We start from the raw sequence: 21716 nt of genomic DNA, 5'->3' as shown, positions 1-21716 counted from the left end.
TGCCACGGTACATTGCCATAACAGTTGTTATGTGAATGGGGGTCTCATGTTCTCGCTGTCGCTGCGCGACGGTGCTCGCCTCGGCCCGCTGGAGGTCTGGCACGCCGAGGAGTTCGCGGCTCATCTGGATCGAGCTCGCGAGCACATTCGGCCGTGGGTCGGGGCCGGGTTCGTCACCCACGATGTGGACGGGGCGCAGGCCACGCTCAAGCGGTATGCCGAACGCCAGGTCGGCGACGGCGGCCGCCTGTATGGCATCTGGCGGGATGGAGTGTTGGTCGGCGGCGTGATGTTCACCGATTTCCATGCCGCTCTCGGCTCGTGCGAGATCGGGTGCTGGCTGGAACCGTCCGCCGAGGGCCACGGTCTGGTGACGCAGGCGTGTGGCGCATTGCTGGACTGGGCGTTCACATCCCGGGGTCTGCATCGGGCCGAGTGGCATTGCCGGGCCGACAACGACCGCAGCTCCGCGGTGGCCAAGCGGCTCGGCATGACGCTGGAGGGTGTGCGGCGCGAGGCATGGCCGTACGAGGGCATGCGCTACGACAAGCAGCTCTGGGCGGTCCTTGCTCCAGAGTGGCGAGCCCTGGGGACAGCCGCACCCCGTAGCGGCACCGATCAGGTCTGCGCCATGTCCACGAACCGCGAATAGTGCCCCTGGAAGGCCACCGTGATCGTCGCCGTAGGGCCGTTACGGTGCTTGGCGACGATCAGGTCCGCCTCGCCCGCGCGCGGTGACTCCTTCTCATAGGCGTCCTCGCGGTGCAGCAGGATGACCATGTCGGCGTCCTGCTCGATCGAGCCCGACTCACGCAGGTCCGAGACCATCGGCTTCTTGTCGGTGCGCTGCTCGGGGCCGCGGTTCAGCTGCGACAGCGCGATCACCGGCACCTCGAGCTCCTTGGCGAGCAGCTTGAGGTTACGCGACATGTCCGAGACCTCCTGCTGGCGGCTCTCGGGGCGCCGAGCGCCACCGGACTGCATGAGCTGGAGGTAGTCGATGACGACGAGCTGCAGGTCGTTGCGCTGCTTGAGGCGGCGGCACTTGGCGCGGATCTCCATCATCGACAGGTTCGGCGAGTCGTCGATGTAGAGCGGGGCGGCCGAGACGTCCGGCATCCGGCGCGCCAGCCGGGTCCAGTCCTCGTCGGTCATGCTGCCGGAGCGCATATGGTGCAGCGCCACCCGCGCCTCTGCGGACAGCAGACGCATCGCGATCTCGTTGCGGCCCATCTCCAGCGAGAAGATGACGCTGGGCAGGTTGTTCTTGATGGAGCAGGCCCGGGCGAAGTCCAGGGCCAGGGTCGACTTACCCATGGCGGGGCGGGCCGCGATGACGATCATCTGGCCCGGGTGCAGGCCGTTCGTCAGGGCGTCCAGGTCGGAGAACCCGGTGGGCACGCCGGACATCTGGCCGCTGCGGGAGCCGATCGCCTCGATCTCGTCGAGCGCCCCCTCCATGATCTCGCCGAGCGGCAGATAGTCCTCGCTGGTGCGCTGCTCGGTGACGGCGTAGATCTCCGCCTGCGCGTTGTTGACGATCTCGTCGACGTCGCCGTCCGCCGCGTATCCCATCTGCGTGATACGGGTGCCCGCCTCGACCAGGCGGCGCAGCACCGCCCGCTCATGGACGATCTCGGCGTAGTACTCCGCGTTGGCCGCGGTCGGCACGGACTGGACCAGGGTGTGCAGATAGGAGGCGCCGCCCACCTTCGTGATCTCGCCGCGCTTGGTGAGCTCGGCGGCGACCGTGATCGGGTCGGCCGGCTCGCCCTTGGCGTACAGGTCGAGGATTGCCTGGTAGACGGTCTCGTGGGCGGGACGGTAGAAGTCGTTGCCCTTAAGGACCTCGACCACGTCGGCGATCGCGTCCTTGGACAGCAGCATGCCGCCCAGCACGGACTGCTCGGCGTCGAGGTCCTGCGGGGGTACGCGCTCGAAGCCCGAGCCCTCCCAGTTGCCGCCGTCGTCCCGACCCCGGTCGCCGTGCGAGCCGCCGTCGAAACGGCCGCGGCCCTCGGCCCGGCCCTCGCCGCGGCGGGGACGCGGCGCGGGCAGTCGGTCGCTGGGGCCGGCGTCCGCCCACGGGTCGTCCAGGGGCTCGGGCATGGTCACCCCGCCACCTCCTCCCGTCCGCCGCGCGGACCTCGCGGTGCCCCTTCTTCTTACGGCACGGCTCTGACAACTAGGGCGCTCGGCTCCGGTTGTGATCGGCGGGCGCCGGACCACGGTAGGCCCACAAGGGCCGTGCGCCAATCTGGTTATCCACAGGCCATGTGGACGACGGGCCACTTCCTGTGGAGAACGCCGCCGATCCTGTGCACGACACGGGGGACAGCACTGTGGACAACAGCACACCCGCCCCTGACACAGGCCTGTGACCTGCGACTTCTTGGTCCAGAGGCTGTGGGGAAGAAAAACTTTCCCGGCCGGCGCAAGATCGCGACAAACGGTGCAGAGAAGATCGCCTTTCCCCACGGAATGTAAGGGATGCAAGACAGTTGAGTCTCTTACCTGTGGAAGATTAGATTGGTGCGCATGACCCAGGGCCCCCCGCGCACCCCGAGCACGCAGACGACGCCGCGAAAGCGGCGTTCGCCAGGAGGCCGAAGCACCGATCCGAGCACCGGCCTGAACACCGACCCGGACACCGACCCGGACACCGATCCGAGCGCCGGTACCGACCCGAGCGCCGATCCGGCTACCGGCGGAAGCACGCGCCGAAGCGCCCGCCCGGACACCGCCACCCGCCGCCGCCACGACCGGGAAATCATCGCACTCGCCCTGCCCGCCTTCGCCGCCCTGGTCGCGGAGCCCCTCTTCGTCATGGCCGACAGCGCGATCGTGGGCCACCTCGGCACGACGCAGCTCGCGGGTCTCGGCGTCGCCGCCGCCCTGCTCACCACGGCGGTCAACGTCTTCGTCTTCCTCGCCTACGCCACCACCGCCGCCGTGGCCCGCCGGGTCGGCGCGGGCGACCTCCCCGGCGCCGTACGGCAGGGCATGGACGGCATCTGGCTCGCCCTGCTCCTCGGCACCGGGCTGATATGCCTGGCCGTCCCGGCCGCCCCCGCGCTCGTCGACCTCTTCGGCGCCTCCGCCACCGCCGCCCCGCACGCCGTCACCTATCTGCGCGTCAGCGCCCTGGGCATCCCCGCGATGCTCGTGGTCCTGGCCGCCACCGGCGTACTGCGCGGCCTGCAGAACACCCGCACCCCGCTGTACGTCGCCATCGGCGGCTTCGCCGCCAACGCCGCGCTGAACATCCTCCTCGTCTACGGCGCCGGGCTCGGCATCGCCGGCTCCGCCTGGGGCACGGTCATCGCCCAGTGCGGCATGGCCGCCGCCTACCTCACCGTGGTCGTACGAGGAGCCAGGCGCCACGGCGCCTCGCTCCGCCCCGACCTCGCCGGGATACGGGCCTGCGCCCAGGCCGGGGCGCCCCTGCTGATCCGTACCCTGTCCCTCCGGGCCATCCTGATGATCGCCACCGCCGTCGCGGCACGGCTCGGCGACACCGACATCGCCGCGCACCAGATCGCGCTCGCGCTGTGGAACCTGCTCTCCTTCGCTCTGGACTCCATCGCCATCGCGGGGCAGGCCATCATCGGCCGCTACCTGGGCGCGGGCGACTCCGACGGGGCACGCGCCGCCTGCCGCCGCATGGTCGAATGGGGCATCGCCTCAGGCGTGGCGCTCGGACTGCTCGTGGTGGCGGCCCGCCCGCTGTTCATCCCGCTGTTCACCACCGACGCGGCAGTCAGAGACGCCTTGCTGCCCGCGCTGCTGGTGGTGGCCGTGGCGCAGCCCCTCTCCGGCGTCGTGTACGTACTCGATGGCGTCCTCATAGGCGCCGGCGACGGCCCCTACCTGGCCTGGGCCATGGTCGCGACTCTCGCCGTCTTCGCCCCCGCCGCGCTGCTCATACCGACCCTCGGCGGCGGTCTGACCGCCGTGTGGTGCGCGATGGCGCTGATGATGGCTGCCCGTATGGCGACGCTGGGGCTGCGGGCCCGCTCCGGGCGCTGGATCGTCACCGGCGCGGTACGGGCCTGAGCCGCCCCAGGGAGTGAGCCGCCCCAGGGAACAGGGGCCTGAGCCGTCGCAAGGAGAAGGGCCGCACCCTGTGGGGTGCGGCCCTTCTCCTTGCTATGCCGTATTGCCACGGCTAAACCGATCGCGGCACTCAGGCAGCGACGACCTCGATGCCGAGCTTGGCGACAACGTCGGCGTGCAGACGCACGGAGACCTGGTGCGCGCCCAGGCTCTTGATCGGCGCGGCCACCTCGATGCGGCGCTTGTCCACGTCCGGACCACCGGCGGCCTTGATCGCCGCGGCGATGTCGGCCTGGGTGACGGAGCCGAACAGGCGGCCGGCCTCGCCGGCGCGCGTGCTCAGGCGGACCTTGACGCCCTCGAGCTGAGCCTTGACCTCGCTGGCCTGCTCGATCGTGGCAATCTCGCGGATCTTGCGACCCCGGCGGATCTGCTCGACGTCCTTCTCGCCACCCTTGGTCCAGCGGATCGCGAAACCGCGCGGGACCAGGTAGTTGCGGGCGTAGCCGTCCTTGACGTCCACGACGTCGCCGGCGGTACCGAGGCCGGAGACCTCGTGGGTGAGGATGATCTTCATGATGTGGTCACCCTTCCCTTAGCGCGCGGTGGAGGTGTAGGGCAGCAGCGCCATCTCACGGCTGTTCTTCACGGCCGTGGCGACGTCACGCTGGTGCTGGGTGCAGTTGCCGGTGACCCGGCGGGCACGGATCTTGCCGCGGTCGGAGATGAACTTCCGCAGCAGGTTCGTGTCCTTGTAGTCGACGTAGGAGATCTTCTCCTTGCAGAACACGCAAACCTTCTTCTTAGGCTTGCGAGCAGGCGGCTTCGCCATTGTCTCTCTCCAGTGTGATCAAGAAGTTTGTGCTGTGCCTTCCGGACCGGTGCGCGATGTTTCACGTGAAACCGAGAAACCGTGGGCCGTGAGCCCGTGTTTCACGTGAAACGGCGTACGGGTCTAGAAGGGCGGCTCGTCCGAGTAGCCGCCGGAGTTGCCGGAGCCGCCGCCCCAGCCACCGCCGCCGCCCTGCTGGCCGCCCGACGGTCCGCCGGTCGCCCACGGGTCGTCGGCAGGAGCTCCGCCGCCCTGCTGGCCGCCACCGGGGCCGCCGCCCCAGCCGCCGCCACCCTGGCCGCCACCGCCGCCGTAACCACCCTGGCCACCGCGACCGCTGGTCTTGGTGACCTTGGCCGTGGCGTTCTTCAGGCTGGCGCCGACCTCGTCGACGTCCAGCTCGTAGACCGTGCGCTTGACGCCCTCGCGGTCCTCGTAGGACCGCTGCTTCAGCCGGCCCTGCACGATGACGCGCATGCCTCGCTGGAGCGACTCGGCGACGTTCTCCGCCGCCTGCCGCCACACCGAGCAGGTCAGGAACAGGCTCTCGCCGTCCTTCCACTCGTTCGTCTGGCGGTCGAAGGTGCGGGGGGTGGACGCGACGCGGAACTTCGCGACCGCCGCACCCGAGGGGGTGAAGCGCAGCTCGGGGTCGTCGACAAGATTGCCGACAACCGTGATGACGGTCTCGCCTGCCATTGGGGGAACCTCTCGGCGGGTTGCTGCTTGCTACTCGTTGCGATGCAGCCCGATTACCGCTGAACGCTTACGCGGTCAGTGGGTCTCGGGACGGAGGACCTTGGTCCGGAGGACCGACTCGTTCAGGTTCAGCTGGCGGTCGAGCTCCTTGACGACCGCAGGCTCGGCCTGCAGGTCGATGACCGAGTAGATGCCCTCGGGCTTCTTCTTGATCTCGTACGCGAGACGACGACGGCCCAGGTGTCGACCTTCTCGACCTTGCCGTTGCCCTCGCGGACCACGGAAAGGAAGTTCTCGATCAGGGGGGAGACAGCGCGCTCCTCCAGATCGGGGTCGAGGATGACCATCACCTCGTAGTGACGCATGTGGAACCCACCTCCTTTGGACTCAGCGGCCACGGTCGTTCCGTGGCAGGAGGGTCGTAATGCGTTCCGCACCGGCGTGATCAGCCGTTCCGCCGCGCACCGCCATTCGGCCGTGCACCGCTCCGGGCAGAGACCGGCGCAGACCGTACAGCGTACCCGCTCACGCGCGTCCGGTTGAAATCCGGGCGCCTTCCCCCGCAATCTGTACGCATCGGGTGTGAGCGGCGTTACAGTGCGCCGCCTTGGCCATCGGAGGTGCCCCATGGCACAGGCAGCACGGACCGACCAGCACATCGGCCGGAGGCTTCTCTCCCTCCTCGACACCGACGGCAAGCCCCACCCCGTCGAGGACTCCTTCGCCGCCGCGACGCTGGTCCTGGGCGTCGTCGCGTTCATCACTGCCCTCTTCCACAGTCTGCACCTGATCAGCTCATGGACCGGGCTGATCGGCATCGCCGTCGGCGCCTGGGGACAGATGATCTCCGCGACCATCGGTGAACGGTTCGTGCTGGTCATCGGCCTCGGCGCGTCCGCCGCGGGCTTCGGGCTCGGCATGGCCCATGGCGGCCTCTTCGGCGGCGTGCTCGGCTGACCCCGCCGCCTTTCCGGACCGGGCCCACGGAGCTTGATCCCGTGGGCCCAGACGGGTCGCTTCCTCGTCGCAGTAGGCTTCGGCGCGAGAGCTGGAACCCCCGACCATGGGGACAAACCTGCCGAGGAGCGCCCCGCAATGAGTCTGACCCTGAGGACGATCAGCCGAGAGCAGCATCTGGCGTACATCCAGAGCCTGCCCGCGGCCAGCCACTGCCAGGTCCCGGCATGGGCGGACGTCAAGTCGGAGTGGCGCTCGGAGAACCTCGGCTGGTTCGACAAGACGGGCCAGCTCGTCGGCGTCGGTCTCGTCCTCTACCGGCAGCTGCCCAAGATCAAGCGGTACCTGGCCTATCTGCCCGAGGGCCCGGTGATCAACTGGTACGCGCCCAACCTGGAGGAGTGGCTCCAGCCGATGCTGGCGCACCTGAAGCAGCAGGGCGCCTTCTCCGTGAAGATGGGCCCGCCGGTCGTGATCCGCCGCTGGGACGCCGCGGCGATCAAGTCCGGTATCCAGAACCCCGATGTGAAGCGCCTCCGCGACGTCGAGGCGACCCACATCGAGCCCCGCGCCTTCGAGGTCTCCGACCGGCTGCGGAAGATGGGCTGGCAGCAGGGCGAGGACGGCGGCGCGGGCTTCGGTGACGTCCAGCCCCGCTACGTCTTCCAGGTACCGCTGGCGAACCGCTCGCTGGAGGAGGTCCACAAGGGCTTCAACCAGCTGTGGCGGCGCAACATCAAGAAGGCCGAGAAGGCGGGCGTCCAGGTCGTCCAGGGCGGCTACGAGCACCTCGCCGAGTGGCAGCGGCTGTACGAGATCACCGCCGAGCGGGACAAGTTCCGCCCCCGCCCGCTGAGCTACTTCCAGCGCCAGTGGAACGTCCTCAACGCCGAGGACCCCAACCGCATGCGGCTGTACTTCGCCCTGCACGAGGGCGAGGCCGTCGCCGCGGCGACCATGCTGGTCGTCGGCGGGCACGTCTGGTACTCCTACGGCGCCTCCGCCAACCACAAGCGCGAGGTCCGGCCGTCCAACGCGATGCAGTGGCGGATGCTCCAGGACGCCTACGGGCTCGGCGCCTCCGTCTACGACCTGCGCGGCATCAGCGACTCCCTCGACGAGACCGACCACCTCTTCGGCCTCATCCAGTTCAAGGTCGGCACCGGCGGCGAGGCCGTCGAGTACGTCGGCGAGTGGGACTTCCCGCTCAACAAGCTGCTGCACAAGGCGCTCGACATCTACATGTCGCGCCGCTGACGGGGCACACTCCCCGCATCCCGCACGTCCCGACAGTCCGTTAGCCCCCGACAGTCCGCAGCATCACGCCGCAGCCACGAGAAAGGTCCCGGGTCCGTCCATGGCGCTCACCCTTTACGTCGACACCGCACGCTGGCGGGCGCATCAGCAGTCCGTGGTCCAGCAGTTCCCGGGCATCGTCCCGGTCTGCAAGGGCAACGGATACGGCTTCGGCCACGAGCGGCTGGCCGAGGAAGCCGCCCGCATCGGTACCGACATGCTCGCCGTCGGCACCACCTACGAGGCCGCCCGGATGAAGGACTACTTCAGCGGCGACCTGCTGGTGCTGACCCCGTTCCGGCGCGGCGAGGAGCCCGTACCGCTGCCCGACCGCGTCATCCGGTCGGTGTCCTCGGTCGACGGCGCGTACGGCCTGGCCGGCGCCCGGGTGGTGGTCGAGGTCATGAGCAGCATGAAGCGCCACGGCGTCACCGAGGACGAACTGCCCAAGCTGCACGCGGCCGTCGAGAACGTCCGTCTCGAGGGCTTCGCCATCCACCTTCCGCTGGACCGTACCGACGGGCTGGACGCGGTGGAGGAGGTCATCGGCTGGATGGACCGGCTGCGCGCGGCCGGGCTCCCGCTGCACACGATGTACGTCAGCCACCTGAAGGCGGACGAACTGGCGCGCCTGCGGCAGCAGTTCCCGCAGACCCGGTTCCGGGTGCGGATCGGCACCCGGCTGTGGCTGGGCGACCACGACTCGACCGAGTACCGGGGCTCCGTCCTGGACGTCACCCGCGTCTCCAAGGGCGACCGCTTCGGCTACCGCCAGCAGAAGGTCGCCTCGGACGGCTATCTGGTGGTCGTGGCCGGCGGTACGTCGCACGGCGTCGGCCTGGAGGCTCCCAAGGCCATGCACGGCGTCACGCCGCGCGCCAAGGGCGTCGCGCGGGCGGGCCTGGCGACGCTCAACCGCAACCTGTCCCCGTTCGTCTGGGCCGGGAAGCAGCGCTGGTTCGCCGAGCCCCCGCACATGCAGGTGTCGCTGCTCTTCGTGCCGAGCGACGCCCCGGCGCCGCAGGTCGGGGACGAGCTGGTCGCCTATCTGCGGCACACCACCACGACGTTCGACCGCCTGGTCGACCACTGAGGCGCTGAGCGGGCAGGGCCCGGAGCCGCACGCTAGGCGAGCGGCTCCGGGCCCTGCTGTGCGTACGGGCCCTCCTGCGGGCGCGCGTACAGACCGTCCTGCCGGTGCTCGTCCAGCCCGTCGCGTGCCGCGCCGAGGACGAACACATCCGGCGCCTGATCGAGCACCCCGCCCGAGGGGTCGTCCGAGCCGTCCCGGCGGACCACGTCCCGCTGCGGCATCAGCGCGTCGCGCACCACCACCGCGCACAGGTACAGCGTGCCCAGCAGGTGGACGGCGATCGCCAGCTGGTACCCCTCCGGCGGAAGCCCCCGGTGGGCGGACTCGCCCGAGGTGTAGGCCAGGTACATCCAGATCCCGACGAAGTAGACGACCTCGCAGGCCTGCCAGATCAGGAAGTCACGCCACTTGGGCCTGGCCAGCGCCGCCAGCGGCACCAGCCACAGCACGTACTGCGGCGAGTAGACCTTGTTGGTCAGGATGAACGCCGCGACCACCAGGAACGCCAGTTGCGCGAAGCGCGGGCGGCGCGGCGCGCACAGCGCGAGCGCCACGATCCCGGCGCAGGAGAGGACCATCAGGGCGGTGGCGTACGTGTTGACGTCGGTGAGCGGATCACCGGTGCGCTGGGAGATGATCAGCCAGACCGAGCCGAAGTCGACCGGCCGCTCCTCGCTGAAGGAGTAGAACTTCTGCCATCCCTCGCGGATGTGCAGCCCCCCGCTGGTGCTGATCATCACCGGCAGGTTCACCGCCAGCCACGCACCCGCCGCGCCGGCCGCGGCGGAGCCGAAGGCCCGCAGCCGCCCCGCCCGCAGGCACAGCAGGAACAGGACGCCGAGCAGCAGCACCGGGTAGAGCTTGGCGGCGGTGGCCAGCCCGATGAGGATGCCCGCGGCGAGCGCCCGGCCACGCGACCACATGAGCATCGCGGCGGCCGTCAGCGCGACGGCGAACAGGTCCCAGTTGATGGTGGCGGTGAGCGCGAAGGCCGGGGCGAGGGCGACGAGCAGCCCGTCCCAGGGGCGGCGGCGGTGCGTACGCGCGACGCAGACGGCGATGACGGCGGCGCAGGCCATCAGCATGCCCGCGTTGACCATCCAGAAGACCTGCTCGCGGTCCTGGATGCTGCCGTGCCGCGGCGTGAGCCAGGAGGCGACCTCCATGAAGAGGCCGGTGAGCACCGGGTACTCCAGGTACTCCATGCCGCCCGAGACACTGTCCGGGATGCGCTCGAAGTACGGGACGACGTCGAGGGCGAAGCCACGGCCGTTGTACAGGTGCGGGATGTCGGAGTAGCAGGCGTGGGTGTACTGGCTGGTGGCGCCCTGGAACCAGCCGCCGTCGTAGCAGGGCGCCTTCTGCGCCATCCCGAGCGCGAACATGCCGATCATGACCAGCGCGATGATCCGCACCGGCGTCCACCAGCTGGTGCCGAGCCGTGCGCGGCGCCCCGCGGGCCCGCCGAACAGCTCGCTGCCGGCCGCGGCGACCTCGTCCTCCGCGGTCGGGCGTACCGGCTGTGAGTCCTCACGCGCGCTCGTCATGCGGCCATCCTGCCGTACCGTCCCGCACCGGCTCAGCGGGAGTCACCCCCGCAGCCCGTGTGCCGTGGCGGGCAGGACGCGGGCGTCGCAAGGGCGAAAGCGGCCGCGGCCGCGTGGAGCGGGTGCTCCACGCGGCCGCGGGCCGATCGGGTGTCGTGCGGGCGGGGCCGGTCACTCTCTCCAGGTGCCGGAGGGCCCGCCGAAGATCCCACCGCTGTCGTCCGACGGCGGCTCGGTGGTCGGGTCGGTGGTGCCGCCACCGGGTCCGCCGCCGGGGCCACCGTTCTGGCCGCCGTTCTCGCCGCCGTTGCCGCCGCCGATCACACCGCTGTCGTCGCACGAGGGGTCGAACGGGTCGCAGGGCTCGTCCGTCGACGGGGTGGTGGAGGGCGTCTGGGACGGCGTCTGCGACGGGGTCTTCGACGGCGTCTTGGACGGGGTCCGGCTGGGCTCGGTGGTCGTCGGCGGCGGGCTGGCGCCGTCACCGTAGACCTTGTCGCCGACCGGCTGGGGCACCGGGAACGGCTCCGCCTTCTCGCCCTTCAGCGCCTCGCGCATGTAGTCGGCCCAGATCTCCGCCGGGAACGAGGCACCGTGGATCGTGGGCTTGCCGCCCACGCCGTACATGGACAGGAACTTCTGGTTCTCGGCCTTGTCGTTGACCCGCCACATGCCGATCGCCGTCGACAGCTGCGGGGTGTAGCCGGAGAACCAGGCCGACCTGTTGTCATCGGTGGTGCCGGTCTTGCCCGCCGCCGGGCGGTCGATCTGCGCCGAGGTACCGGTCCCCTTCTCCACCACCGTCTTGAGCACGTCGGTGACGTTGTCCGCCACGTCGGTGTCGAAGGCGTTCTCCAGCTTGGCGTGGTCCTTGTGGTTCCAGGCCTCCGCGCCGTCCTTCTCGATCGACTCGACGGAGTACGGGTCGGCCTGCTGGCCCCGGGCGGCGAAGGTGGCGTAGGCGCCCGCGAGCCGGATGGCGCTCGGCGCCGAGGTGCCCAGCGAGAAGGTCGGGGTCAGCGAGGTGAGCTGGTCCTTGCTGAGCCCGGCGCGGAGGGCGGCGGTCCGCACCTTGTCCAGACCGACGTCCATGCCCAGCTGGATGTACGGGGTGTTCACCGAGAACTGCATGGCGGTGCGCAGGCTGATGGGGCCCCTGTTCTCGTCACCGTCGTTGCGCTGGTGCCACTCCTGGCCGTCCTTGTCGGTCCAGACGTCGCCCTTGTACGTGCGCAGCGTGAGTTTGTTGTCGCCGTCGTAGACGCTCTTGGGCGAGACCCTGGTGCGCATCGAGGGCGGCTGCTCCTCCGGGCCGCTCTTGCTGCGGATGCCGTCGGTCATCGCCGCGGCCAGGACGAACGGCTTGAAGGTGGAGCCCACCTGGACACCGGTGTAGTCGGCGTTGTTGGTGTAGTGCTCCAGCGCGTCCTTGCCGCCGTAGATGGCGACGATCTTGCCGGTCTTGGGCTCCACCGAGGCGCCGCCGAACTGGACGTACTTGTCCTTGTCAGGGCGCAGCTTCGGCTTGATGTTCTCCTTGGTCACCTTCTCGACCGCGCGCTGGAGGCTCGCGACCTTCTTGCGGTCGAAGGTGGTGTGGATCTGGTAGCCGCCCTTGTCGAGCTCCGCCTTGCTGATGTTGGTGTTGGCGATGATGTAGTTGTCGGCGAGGTCGGTGAGGTAGCCGATCTGACCGGCCTTGTTGGTGGCGGGCTTGGGCGCCCGGGGCTTCGGGAAGCCCTTCTTGATCCACATGTCGGCGTCGGCCCTGTCCAGCCGGTCGGTCTCGACCTCGCGGTTGAGGATCCACTCCCAGCGCGCCATGGCCCGTGCCTTGTTCTTGTCCTTGCTGGCGGCCGCGCCGTAGCCGCCGGCCGGGTCGTAGAGGTTCGGGCCGTTCAGGGTCGCGGCGAGGAAGGCGCTCTGGCTCGGGTTCAGCTTCTCGGCGTCGACGTCGTAGTACGCGCGGGCCGCGGCCTGGATGCCGTACGCGCCCCGCCCGTAGTACGCGGTGTTGAGGTAGCCCGCGAGGATGTAGTCCTTGTCCTTGGTGGCGCCGACCTTGATGGAGATCAGCAGCTCCCTGGCCTTGCGCGAGATCGTCTGCTCCTGGCCCAGGTAGGTGTTCTTCACGAACTGCTGGGTGATGGTCGAGCCACTCTGCGTCTGGCCGCCCTTGGCCATGTTCACGACGGCGCGGGCGATACCCATCGGGTCGACGCCGGAGTCCTCGTAGAAGGTCTCGTTCTCGGCGGCGATCACCGCGTTCTGCATCGATTTGGCGATCTTGGTGAGCGGGACGATCTGTCGGTTGTACTCACCGCGGCCGGAGACGACCATCTGCTTGCCGTCCGCCCAGTAGTAGACGTTCTTCTGGACCCTGGAGGCGGCCTGGGCGGTGGGCACCTCCACCAGCATCAGCCCGATGCCCAGCGCGCCCATCAGCAGCATGACGAAGAACAGGAAGGTGCCGGTGACGAGCTTCCACGACGGCACCCAGCGCCGGAACCCGGTCTTGCCCGCGCGCGGGTAGTCGATGAAGCGCTTCTTGCCGGGGCGGCCGCCCCCGGCGCCGCGGCCACGGCCGGCTCCTCCGCCGCGCCGTCCGCCGCCGCCGTGGCCGCCGGAGCCGTGCCCGGCGTCCTGGGAGCCGGAGCCATCGGGCACAGGCGCCCGGCGGCGGCCGCCGCGCTGGGCGGCGCGGCGGGCCTCGGCCCGGCCACCGTACGGGCGATCTTCGCCCTGCGGGCCCGCGCCCGTACCGGTGGCGTTGCTCGGTGGCGCTGCACGGCGGCCGGACGGCTGCTGCGCGGCGCGTCGTGCCGCTGCGCGTCCGCCGCCCTGCGGCTGCGGCGGCTTGCGACGGTGCTCGCTCATGGAACGACTACTCCTCGGGCAGGCGCTCGCGCCTGACGGCGGCAGGTGGCTTCCGGTCCCCCCGGCATGCGTCCAGGACGCGAGCCGCGTCCGGACGCACGGCATCCAGAACACAGACCTCTGGTGGTGTTGCGCGGTTCCCGGTGGTCTGCATGGCGAACAGACTACGCACGGTCAAAACTCGCCGACCCGTCGTCTTCACTCCAAATCAGGCACGTTGACTACAACGAATCCTTCAACGATTCACCCAGGTTCACCGATGTGACGCCGTTCACCATGGCCCCTCTTGTCCCAGAGGAGTGCTCGCTCTATCGTCTGGATGTATCGAGTCGATACATCGGTTGTGCATAAGGGACGTAAACGGCGAGGAGGCGGGGAATGAGCAGGCGCTCCGGCATCCTTGAGTTCGCCGTCCTCGGTCTGCTGCGCGAGTCCCCTATGCATGGCTATGAGCTGCGCAAACGGCTGAACACCTCGCTGGGGGTGTTCCGCGCGTTCAGCTACGGGAGCCTCTATCCGTGCCTTAAGACACTGGTCGCCAACGGCTGGTTGATCGAGGAGCCGGGCAGCGCCCCGGAAGAGGCGCTCGCCGCGACGCTCGCCGGCCGACGGGCGAAGATCGTCTACCGGCTGACGGCCGAGGGCAAGGAGCGGTTCGAGGAGTTGCTCTCCCACACCGGTCCGGACGCATGGGACGACGAGCTCTTCGGCGTCCGCTTCGCCTTCTTCGGGCAGACCTCGCGTGATGTCCGGATGCGGGTGCTGGAAGGGCGGCGCAGCCGTCTGGAGGAGCGCCTGGAGAAGATGCGCGCCTCGCTGGCCCGTACCCGCGAGCGGCTCGACGACTACACGCTTGAGCTGCAGCGGCACGGCATGGAGTCGGTAGAGCGCGAGGTCCGCTGGCTCAACGAGCTGATCGAGAGCGAGCGGGCCGGGCGGGACCAGCGTCGTGGCACCGCCGAACAGCCGGAGTCTCCCGGGCCCAGGGCCGGGAGAGAGCACTGGCCGGGAGATCAGGACCGGTCAGGAGAGACGGGCGGTCTGCCCCGGCACCGGGGTGGATCCCGGCCGGATCCGTCCGATGACACCGCCGAGTAAGAGTCGCCAAGCAAGCCTCTGCATTCCCGCAGAGCTTCATCGAGTACACACAGGGAGCAACCGGAATGGGTTCGGTTCGCGTAGCCGTCGTCGGCGTGGGCAACTGCGCCGCGTCGCTGGTGCAGGGCGTCGAGTACTACAAGGACGCCGACCCGAACAGCCGCGTGCCGGGTCTGATGCACGTGCAGTTCGGCGACTACCACGTCCGTGACGTGGAGTTCGTGGCCGCTTTCGATGTCGACGCGAAGAAGGTCGGCCTCGACCTCGCGGACGCCATCGGTGCCAGCGAGAACAACACCATCAAGATCTGCGACGTGCCCGCGACCGGTGTGTCCGTGCAGCGCGGCCACACCCTCGACGGTCTGGGCAAGTACTACCGCGAGACCATCGAGGAGTCGGCCGAGGCTCCCGTCGACGTCGTCCAGGTCCTCAAGGACAAGCAGGTCGACGTTCTGGTCTGCTACCTGCCGGTGGGGTCCGAGGACGCCGCGAAGTTCTACGCCCAGTGCGCCATCGACGCCAAGGTCGCCTTCGTCAACGCGCTGCCGGTCTTCATCGCCGGAACGAAGGAGTGGGCGGACAAGTTCACCGAGGCCGGTGTGCCGATCGTCGGTGACGACATCAAGTCGCAGGTCGGCGCCACCATCACGCACCGCGTGATGGCCAAGCTGTTCGAGGACCGGGGCGTCATCCTGGACCGCACCATGCAGCTGAACGTCGGCGGCAACATGGACTTCAAGAACATGCTCGAGCGCGAGCGCCTGGAGTCCAAGAAGATCTCCAAGACGCAGGCCGTCACCTCCCAGATCCCGGACCGCGACCTGGGCGAGAAGAACGTCCACATCGGCCCGTCCGACTACGTGGCCTGGCTGGACGACCGCAAGTGGGCGTACGTCCGCCTGGAGGGCCGTGCGTTCGGCGACGTTCCGCTGAACCTGGAGTACAAGCTGGAGGTCTGGGACTCCCCGAACTCCGCCGGTGTCATCATCGACGCCCTGCGCGCCGCGAAGATCGCCAAGGACCGCGGCATCGGTGGCCCGATCCTCTCCGCGTCCTCGTACTTCATGAAGTCGCCGCCGGTGCAGTACTTCGACGACGAGGCCCGCGAGAGCGTCGAGAAGTTCATCAAGGGCGAGGTCGAGCGCTAAGGCCCGCTCCGCACTTGCTGATCACAGGTCCCCGGGTCGTGCGCCCGGGGACCTGCCCGTTTGTGTGAGGCTGAGCGCCATGCCCGTCGTACGTGATCTGCGCGTGCTGCTCCGGCTCCGCGACTTCCGGCGGCTGCTGGCCGTCCGTCTGCTGTCCCAGCTGGCCGACGGCGTCTACCAGATCGCGCTCGCCACCTACGTCGTCTTCTCGCCGGAGAAGGAGACCTCCGCCGCGGCCATCGCCTCCGCCATGGCCGTACTGCTGCTCCCGTACTCGCTTCTCGGCCCCTTCACCGGGGTCCTGCTGGACCGCTGGCGCCGCCGTCAGGTGCTGCTCTTCGGCAACCTGCTGCGCGGCGGCCTCGCCGCGGGCACCGCGGTGCTGATCCTCGTTCAGGTCCCCGACTGGCTCTTCTACGCCTCCGCCCTGTCCGTCACGTCGGTCAACCGGTTCATCCTGGCCGGGCTCTCGGCCGCCCTGCCCCGCGTGGTGGACACCCGGGAGCGGCTCGTCATGGCCAACTCTCTGTCGCCGACCGCGGGTACGCTCGCGGCCACCGCGGGCGGCGGTCTCGCCTTCCTCGTGCGCTTCGCCACCCCGGGCCAGGACATGACCGCGGACGCCCTGGTCGTCCTCCTCAGCGCCGGGGTCTACCTGGGCGCCGGGCTGGCCGCCCTGCGGATGCCGCCCGACCTGCTGGGCCCGGAGCCCGCCGAACTCCAGCCGATGCGGTCGGTCCTGCTCAGCACCGTCCACGGGCTCCAGGCCGGTCTGCGCCACCTCAGGAACCGCCCGTCCGCCGCCCGCGCCCTGGCAGCGATGACCCTGATGCGCTTCAACTACGGTGCCCTGACGGTGACGCTGCTCATGCTCTGCCGGTACGCGTGGAGCGACACCGAGTCCGAGGGACTCGCCCTGCTCGGGGTCGCGGTCGCCTTCTCGAGCGCGGGCTTCTTCGCCGCGGCGGTCGTCACCCCGTGGGCCGTGTCCCGGCTCGGCACCTCCGGCTGGATCGTGGCCTGCGGCGCCTCCGCGGCCGTCCTCACACCCGGCCTCGGACTGCCCTTCGAGCCCGGACCGATGCTGGTCGCCGCGTTCGTCCTCGGCCTCGCCACCCAGGGCGCGAAGATCGCCACGGACACGGCCGTCCAGGCCGCCGTCGACGACGCGTTCCGCGGCCGGATCTTCTCCCTCTACGACGTCCTGTTCAACGGCGCCTTCGTCGGTGCCGCGGCAGTGGCCGCCCTGATGCTGCCTTCTGACGGCCGGTCGGCCGTGCTCGTGGTGACGGTGGCCGTCATCTATGCGGCAGTTGCTGTGGTTGCCCCCGGTTTCCGCCGCCGCTGATGGTCACATCCAGGCCACAGCACGCGGGCTGGCTGCCGCAGCGCTCCTGGGCCCGGATACCTTACGGGCGGCAATCAGCCACTCATGATTCAGTTCGAAGGACGTCAGTGACCACTCCGCCGCCCCAGGGGCAGAACCCGTTCGCGCAGCAGCACCCCGCCCCGACCGGGCCCGCGGCCTTCCCGCCGGCACCCGCGCCGGCGCCCCGCCGCAACGTGAAGAAGATCCTCAGGAACGTCGTGCTCCCGATAGCCGGCGTCAGCATCGCCATCGGCGCGTACTTCGCGGGCGACGAAGAAGAAGCCAAGAAGCTGGCCGTCGGCGACTGCCTGCAGAACAAGGGCGGGATGGGCAAGTCGGCCGAGATCGAGAAGCTGGACTGTACCGACGCCAAGGCCAAGTACAAGGTGCTCAAGAAGGTCGACGGCACGAGCATCGGCCAGCTTGCCTGCCAGGGCGTCCAGGGCAGCGTCGTCTACTTCACCTGGCAGGAAGGCAGCGACGGGTTCACGCTCTGCCTGGGCAACAACAAGAAGTAGCAGCCCGACCCGAACAGCCATGGGGGCGGTGTTTCACGTGAAACACCGCCCTCCCTGCATGCAGCCCCGCGCCCGTCCGCACGATGTTTCACGTGAAACACGCCCCGGACAGCACGACAGCCGTCAGTCCCGCGGCTGCGCCGCCCACCACTCCTTGAGCGCGGCGACCGCCGCATCCCGCTCCATCGGACCGTGCTCCAGCCGCAGCTCCAGCAGGTGCTTGTACGCCTTGCCGACCTGCGGCCCCGGCCCCACGCCCAGGATCTCCATGATCTCGTTGCCGTCGAGATCAGGCCGGATCGCGTCCAGCTGCTCCTTCTCCTTGAGTCGCGCGATGCGCTCCTCGAGCCCGTCGTACGCCCGGGACAGCGCCATCGCCTTGCGCTTGTTCCGGGTGGTGCAGTCCGAGCGGGTCAGCTTGTGCAGCCGGTCCAGCAGCGGGCCGGCGTCCCGTACGTACCGGCGCACAGCCGAGTCGGTCCACTCACCCGTGCCGTAGCCGTGGAAGCGCAGATGCAGCTCGACCAGCTGCGCGACGTCCTTGACCAAGTCGTTCGGATACTTGAGCTTCATCATCCGGAACTTGGTCAGCTTCGCGCCCACCACCTCGTGGTGGTGGAAGGAGACCCGGCCGTCCTTCTCGAAGCGACGCGTCTTCGGCTTCCCGATGTCGTGGAGCAGCGCCGCCAGCCGCAGCACCAGGTCCGGACCGTCGTCCTCCAGGTCGATGGCCTGTTCCAGCACGGTCAGCGAGTGCTCGTACACATCCTTGTGCCGGTGGTGCTCGTCGCGCTCCAGCCGCAGCGCGGGCAGCTCCGGCAGCACATGAGCGGCGAGCCCGGTGTCCACCAGCAGTTTCAGGCCCTTCCGGGGGTGGGCGCCCAGAAGCAGCTTGTTGAACTCGTCGCGCACCCGCTCCGCAGAGACGATCCCGATCCGGTCCGCCATCGACGTCATCGCCGCGACGACCTCGGGCGCCACCTCGAAGTCGAGCTGGGCGGCGAAGCGCGCGGCCCGCATCATGCGCAGCGGGTCGTCGGAGAACGACTCCTCCGGCGTGCCGGGGGTCCGCAGCACCCGCGCGGCCAGGTCCTCCAGCCCGTTGTGGGGGTCGATGAACTCCTTCTCCGGGAGCGCCACCGCCATGGCGTTGACGGTGAAGTCGCGGCGGACCAGGTCGTCCTCGATGGAGTCGCCGTACGAAACCTCGGGCTTGCGGGAGGTGCGGTCGTAGGCCTCCGACCGATAAGTCGTGACCTCGATCTGATAGTCCTGGACGACCGTATTGTCGCCGGGTGCCTTCTTGCGGCAGCCGACCGTGCCGAAGGCGATCCCGACCTCCCACACCGCGTCGGCCCACGGCCGCACGATCTTGAGCACGTCCTCCGGGCGGGCGTCGGTGGTGAAGTCCAGGTCGTTGCCGAGCCGGCCGAGCAGCGCATCGCGCACCGAGCCACCGACCAGGGCAAGACGGAACCCGGCCTCCTGGAATCGGCGGGCAAGATCGTCTGCGACGGGGGACACCCGCAGGAGCTCGCTGACGGCACGGCGCTGCGCCTGGCTCAGTTCGGACGGCTGCGGGTTGGGGCTGTCATTGTTGGCGTTCGGCACAACAGAACAGGGTACGTGGCCTCAAGGCCCGAAGCCTCCCGGTTCCTGTCCGGCGCTCGGCCGCCGCCGCACACCCACCGTGGCGATCTTGTAAGGCACTCCGCAGCACTTCCCTCCGCCGGGCATCGTTACCATGCGTGGACGCACATTCCGACGACCACTGACGACGAGACGACAAGGGACGGGCGAGCGCGTGGCCGAGGCGGCAGAGTTCCATGGGACCCCTTCTGCTGCCCGCCGGTGGCTGAGGCGCACAGGGGCGCTGCTCGCCGCCGTGCCGCTGCTGGCGGGCCTCGCACAGCTCCCCGCCGCCTCCGAAGCCCAGGCCGCCCCCGCCGGCAGCCGGGCCACCGGCTCCCGCACGGTCGACGTCGCCATCAAGCGCCTGACCCCCACCGCACCGACCGACAGCGCCACCCTCACGATCACCGGCAGCGTCACCAACGACGGCCGCTCCCCGATCACCGACGCTCAGGTGGCCTTGCGGATCGGTCCCCCGATGGCGAGCCGTACGGCGATCGACGAGGCGGCCAAGCGCAAGGGCTACACCCCCGGCCTCGACGGCCGCGAGATCGACGCCAAGTACACGAAGAAGATCAGCCGCCTGGCGCCCGGCTCGCGGCGTGACTTCACCCTCACCGTCCCGGTGAAGCAGCTGCACCTCGGCGGTGCCGGCGCCTATCAGATCGGCGTCGCCTTCACCGGCCAGACCGCCGCCCGGCCCTGGCAGCAGGTGCTGGGCATCGAGCGGACCTTCCTCCCCTGGCAGCCGTCCGCGGCCGCCAAGAAGACCCAGCTGACGTACCTGTGGCCGCTGGTCTCCACCACTCACCTCACCGCGCGCACCGAATCCGACGAGCAGCAGACGCCGATCTTCCGGGACGACTCGCTCAAGGCGGAGCTCGCCCCCGGCGGCCGGCTCCAGCAGCTCGTCGCCCTGGGCAAGGATCTCCCCGTCACCTGGGTGATCGACCCTGACCTGCTGGCCTCAGCCTCCACCATGGCGAGCGGCTACCAGGTCGAGACGAAGGACGGCGACACCGCGGCCGGCGACGGCCAGGCCGCCGCCAAGCAGTGGCTGAACGACCTCACACACGCGGTGGCGGGCCGCCAGGTGGTGGCCCTGCCGTTCGCCGACCCCGACCTGGCCTCCCTGGCCCACCGCGGCAAGTACGTCACCGGCAGCCTGAGCCACCTCCAAACGGCCACGGAGCTGTCCGCCAAGACCGTCAAGACCATCCTCGGTGTCCAACCGCGCACGGACTTCGCCTGGCCCGCCGACGGCGCCGTCGACTCCTCCATCGTCGATGTCGCCACCTCCGCCGGCGCCCACAACGTCATCGCCCGCAGCGACAGCCTCCGGGAGACCGGCAACCTCCTGTACACCCCCACCGCCGCCCGCCAGATCGGCGGCGGCAACACCGCGATCGTCTCCGACGCCCGGCTGTCCACCGCCTTCGCCGGGGACCTGACCGGGGCAGAGAGCCATGCCCTGGCGGTCCAGCGGTTCCTCGCCCAGACCCAGATGCTGACCCTGCAAGCGCCGGACAAGCAGCGGAGCATCGTGGTCGCCCCGCAGCGCATGCCCAGCGCCAGCCAGGCCCAGGCCATGGCTGACGCGCTCGGCGGCCTGTCGGGCGGACGCTGGTCCCAGCCGCTGAACCTGGGGGACGCCGCCAAGGCCAAGCCGGACCCCGGGGCCACCCGGCAGGTACCGGCCGGCCGCTCCTACCCGCGCGCGCTGCGCCACCAGGAGCTGCCGACCGAAGCCTTCAAGGACATGCAGGAGACCAAGCTCACCCTCGACCGCTTCACCGGGATCCTCACCGTGAAGGAGCGGGTGGCGCCCCCGTTCAGCAACGCGATCACGCGCGAGCTGTCCACGTCGTGGCGGCGCGACCACCGAGGCGCAAGTGACTTCCGCACCTCTGTGGAGACCTACCTGTCGGACCTGACCAAGAAGGTCCGGCTCATCCCGAAGTCCAAGATCACGCTCTCCGGGCGCAGCGCCACGATCCCCGTCACCGTGCAGAACAACCTCCTGCAGAACGTGAAGGGTCTGCGGCTCGTGCTGGAGTCCAGCCAGGGCAACCGACTGTCCGTCGGCGACCCGCAGCCGATCAGCGTCGAAGGCGGACACAGCCAGTCCGTGAAGTTCGGCACCACTGCCTACGCCAACGGCCGGGTCCGGGTGAAGGCCCAGCTCGTCACCGCCGACGGGCAGACCTACGGCGAACCCACGTACTTCGAGGTGAACGTCACCGAGGCCACCTCGACCGTCATCCTCGTCATCGCGGGCGGCGTCCTGCTGCTGGTGCTCGCCGGCGTACGGATCTACATCCAGCGCAAGCGCGCGGCGAACAGTGACGAGAACAACAACGACTCCGACAGCGCAGCCGCCGAAGCGGATGAAACAGTCACAGAAGGTGAGGAAAGCGGCCCGGACGAGGGCGAACAGACGAGCGGGCTGACTTCCTCGGCCCCCGTCGTACCCGGGCAGGCGAGTGACCTGACCCCGGACACCGGTTCGCAAAGCGCTGAGCCATCCGGCTCAGGTGAGAAAGTGGAGCATTGAGCACTGGTGGGGCCGGTCCGGCCGCAGACGATGAGGTGGG

General features: G+C 69.6%; 17 protein-coding genes and 1 pseudogene. 10 read left to right on the top strand and 8 right to left on the bottom strand.

Annotation, left to right across the window (positions count from 1 at the left end):
* The first annotated feature begins 46 nt into the window (after window positions 1-46).
* Window positions 47-652 (top strand): GNAT family N-acetyltransferase, encoded by a 606-nt coding sequence (locus Q3Y56_RS17845; RefSeq protein ID WP_304462904.1) that lies wholly within the window; start codon window positions 47-49, stop codon window positions 650-652.
* On the opposite strand, the gene dnaB is transcribed toward Q3Y56_RS17845, so the two are convergent.
* Window positions 619-2109, bottom strand: a complete 1491-nt coding sequence (gene dnaB, locus Q3Y56_RS17840) for a replicative DNA helicase (protein WP_304465661.1) — start codon at window positions 2107-2109, stop codon at window positions 619-621. The genes Q3Y56_RS17845 and dnaB overlap by 34 nt on opposite strands.
* A 429-nt stretch (window positions 2110-2538) precedes the next feature.
* Between dnaB and Q3Y56_RS17835 the strand changes: the two genes are divergently transcribed.
* Entirely contained in the window at window positions 2539-4056 is a 1518-nt protein-coding gene (locus Q3Y56_RS17835; protein ID WP_304462903.1) for an MATE family efflux transporter, read from the top strand.
* Window positions 4057-4186: 130 nt separating this feature from the next.
* Here the strand turns inward: Q3Y56_RS17835 and rplI are convergent, their stop codons facing one another.
* The 4 genes and pseudogenes from rplI to rpsF form a co-directional block, all read right to left on the bottom strand.
* Window positions 4187-4633 carry a 50S ribosomal protein L9 gene (rplI, locus tag Q3Y56_RS17830; RefSeq protein WP_304462902.1) on the bottom strand — a complete coding sequence of 149 codons (447 nt, stop codon included), beginning with the start codon at window positions 4631-4633 and terminating at the stop codon, window positions 4187-4189.
* Between the two features lie 18 nt (window positions 4634-4651).
* A complete protein-coding gene (gene rpsR, locus Q3Y56_RS17825) occupies window positions 4652-4888 on the bottom strand; it encodes a 30S ribosomal protein S18 (protein ID WP_003978893.1) in 237 nt (78 codons plus the stop codon).
* A 123-nt stretch (window positions 4889-5011) separates the two neighbouring features.
* Window positions 5012-5587, bottom strand: a complete 576-nt coding sequence (locus Q3Y56_RS17820; protein ID WP_304462901.1) for a single-stranded DNA-binding protein — start codon at window positions 5585-5587, stop codon at window positions 5012-5014.
* Between the two features lie 75 nt (window positions 5588-5662).
* Window positions 5663-5952, bottom strand: a pseudogene (gene rpsF, locus Q3Y56_RS17815) (30S ribosomal protein S6).
* A 262-nt stretch (window positions 5953-6214) separates the two neighbouring features.
* On the opposite strand from rpsF, the gene Q3Y56_RS17810 reads away from it, so the two are divergent.
* From Q3Y56_RS17810 to Q3Y56_RS17800, 3 genes are all read left to right on the top strand, one after another.
* The gene (locus Q3Y56_RS17810) at window positions 6215-6544 is read left to right on the top strand and encodes a hypothetical protein (protein ID WP_304462900.1); all 330 of its coding nucleotides are present in this window, start codon (window positions 6215-6217) and stop codon (window positions 6542-6544) included.
* A 138-nt stretch (window positions 6545-6682) separates the two neighbouring features.
* Window positions 6683-7801 (top strand): peptidoglycan bridge formation glycyltransferase FemA/FemB family protein, encoded by a 1119-nt coding sequence (locus Q3Y56_RS17805; protein ID WP_304462899.1) that lies wholly within the window; start codon window positions 6683-6685, stop codon window positions 7799-7801.
* Between the two features lie 100 nt (window positions 7802-7901).
* A complete protein-coding gene (locus Q3Y56_RS17800) occupies window positions 7902-8933 on the top strand; it encodes an alanine racemase (protein WP_304462898.1) in 1032 nt (343 codons plus the stop codon).
* A 32-nt stretch (window positions 8934-8965) separates the two neighbouring features.
* Here Q3Y56_RS17800 and Q3Y56_RS17795 read toward each other — a convergent pair whose 3' ends face one another.
* Both Q3Y56_RS17795 and Q3Y56_RS17790 read right to left on the bottom strand, forming a co-directional pair.
* Window positions 8966-10480 carry a glycosyltransferase family 87 protein gene (locus Q3Y56_RS17795; protein ID WP_304462897.1) on the bottom strand — a complete coding sequence of 505 codons (1515 nt, stop codon included), beginning with the start codon at window positions 10478-10480 and terminating at the stop codon, window positions 8966-8968.
* A 171-nt stretch (window positions 10481-10651) separates the two neighbouring features.
* The gene (locus Q3Y56_RS17790; RefSeq protein ID WP_304462896.1) at window positions 10652-13357 is read right to left on the bottom strand and encodes a transglycosylase domain-containing protein; all 2706 of its coding nucleotides are present in this window, start codon (window positions 13355-13357) and stop codon (window positions 10652-10654) included.
* Window positions 13358-13735: 378 nt separating this feature from the next.
* On the opposite strand from Q3Y56_RS17790, the gene Q3Y56_RS17785 reads away from it, so the two are divergent.
* The 4 genes from Q3Y56_RS17785 (at window position 13736) to Q3Y56_RS17770 (ending at window position 17490) form a co-directional block, all read left to right on the top strand.
* Window positions 13736-14455 carry a PadR family transcriptional regulator gene (locus Q3Y56_RS17785; protein ID WP_304462895.1) on the top strand — a complete coding sequence of 240 codons (720 nt, stop codon included), beginning with the start codon at window positions 13736-13738 and terminating at the stop codon, window positions 14453-14455.
* Between the two features lie 65 nt (window positions 14456-14520).
* Entirely contained in the window at window positions 14521-15603 is a 1083-nt protein-coding gene (locus Q3Y56_RS17780; RefSeq protein ID WP_304462894.1) for an inositol-3-phosphate synthase, read from the top strand.
* Between the two features lie 79 nt (window positions 15604-15682).
* Entirely contained in the window at window positions 15683-16951 is a 1269-nt protein-coding gene (locus Q3Y56_RS17775; protein WP_304462893.1) for an MFS transporter, read from the top strand.
* A 107-nt stretch (window positions 16952-17058) separates the two neighbouring features.
* The gene (locus Q3Y56_RS17770) at window positions 17059-17490 is read left to right on the top strand and encodes a hypothetical protein (RefSeq protein ID WP_304462892.1); all 432 of its coding nucleotides are present in this window, start codon (window positions 17059-17061) and stop codon (window positions 17488-17490) included.
* Window positions 17491-17613: 123 nt separating this feature from the next.
* Here Q3Y56_RS17770 and Q3Y56_RS17765 read toward each other — a convergent pair whose 3' ends face one another.
* On the bottom strand, window positions 17614-19101 hold the full coding sequence (locus Q3Y56_RS17765; RefSeq protein ID WP_304462891.1) for a CCA tRNA nucleotidyltransferase: 1488 nt from the start codon (window positions 19099-19101) through the stop codon (window positions 17614-17616).
* A 193-nt stretch (window positions 19102-19294) separates the two neighbouring features.
* Here Q3Y56_RS17765 and Q3Y56_RS17760 point away from each other — a divergent pair, with 193 nt between their 5' ends.
* The gene (locus tag Q3Y56_RS17760) at window positions 19295-21676 is read left to right on the top strand and encodes a DUF6049 family protein (protein WP_304462890.1); all 2382 of its coding nucleotides are present in this window, start codon (window positions 19295-19297) and stop codon (window positions 21674-21676) included.
* Window positions 21677-21716 lie beyond the last annotated feature (40 nt).

It is taken from the genome of Streptomyces sp. XD-27 (assembly GCF_030553055.1).
In the GTDB taxonomy this organism is placed as follows: Bacteria; Actinomycetota; Actinomycetes; order Streptomycetales; family Streptomycetaceae; genus Streptomyces.
The sequence above is the reverse complement of the archived record's forward strand: the minus strand, read 5'-3'. Positions and strand labels throughout refer to the sequence as shown.

Coding starts and splice junctions, on each gene's coding strand:
- Q3Y56_RS17810 (WP_304462900.1), top strand. CDS start 6,215: ATGGCACAGGCAGCACGGACCGACCAGCACATCGGCCGGAGGCTTCTC.
- Q3Y56_RS17805 (WP_304462899.1), top strand. CDS start 6,683: ATGAGTCTGACCCTGAGGACGATCAGCCGAGAGCAGCATCTGGCGTAC.
- Q3Y56_RS17795 (WP_304462897.1), bottom strand. CDS start 10,480: ATGACGAGCGCGCGTGAGGACTCACAGCCGGTACGCCCGACCGCGGAG.
- Q3Y56_RS17800 (WP_304462898.1), top strand. CDS start 7,902: ATGGCGCTCACCCTTTACGTCGACACCGCACGCTGGCGGGCGCATCAG.
- dnaB (WP_304465661.1), bottom strand. CDS start 2,109: ATGCCCGAGCCCCTGGACGACCCGTGGGCGGACGCCGGCCCCAGCGAC.
- Q3Y56_RS17780 (WP_304462894.1), top strand. CDS start 14,521: ATGGGTTCGGTTCGCGTAGCCGTCGTCGGCGTGGGCAACTGCGCCGCG.
- rplI (WP_304462902.1), bottom strand. CDS start 4,633: ATGAAGATCATCCTCACCCACGAGGTCTCCGGCCTCGGTACCGCCGGC.
- Q3Y56_RS17785 (WP_304462895.1), top strand. CDS start 13,736: ATGAGCAGGCGCTCCGGCATCCTTGAGTTCGCCGTCCTCGGTCTGCTG.
- Q3Y56_RS17820 (WP_304462901.1), bottom strand. CDS start 5,587: ATGGCAGGCGAGACCGTCATCACGGTTGTCGGCAATCTTGTCGACGAC.
- Q3Y56_RS17835 (WP_304462903.1), top strand. CDS start 2,539: ATGACCCAGGGCCCCCCGCGCACCCCGAGCACGCAGACGACGCCGCGA.
- Q3Y56_RS17845 (WP_304462904.1), top strand. CDS start 47: ATGTTCTCGCTGTCGCTGCGCGACGGTGCTCGCCTCGGCCCGCTGGAG.
- Q3Y56_RS17790 (WP_304462896.1), bottom strand. CDS start 13,357: ATGAGCGAGCACCGTCGCAAGCCGCCGCAGCCGCAGGGCGGCGGACGC.
- rpsR (WP_003978893.1), bottom strand. CDS start 4,888: ATGGCGAAGCCGCCTGCTCGCAAGCCTAAGAAGAAGGTTTGCGTGTTC.
- Q3Y56_RS17775 (WP_304462893.1), top strand. CDS start 15,683: ATGCCCGTCGTACGTGATCTGCGCGTGCTGCTCCGGCTCCGCGACTTC.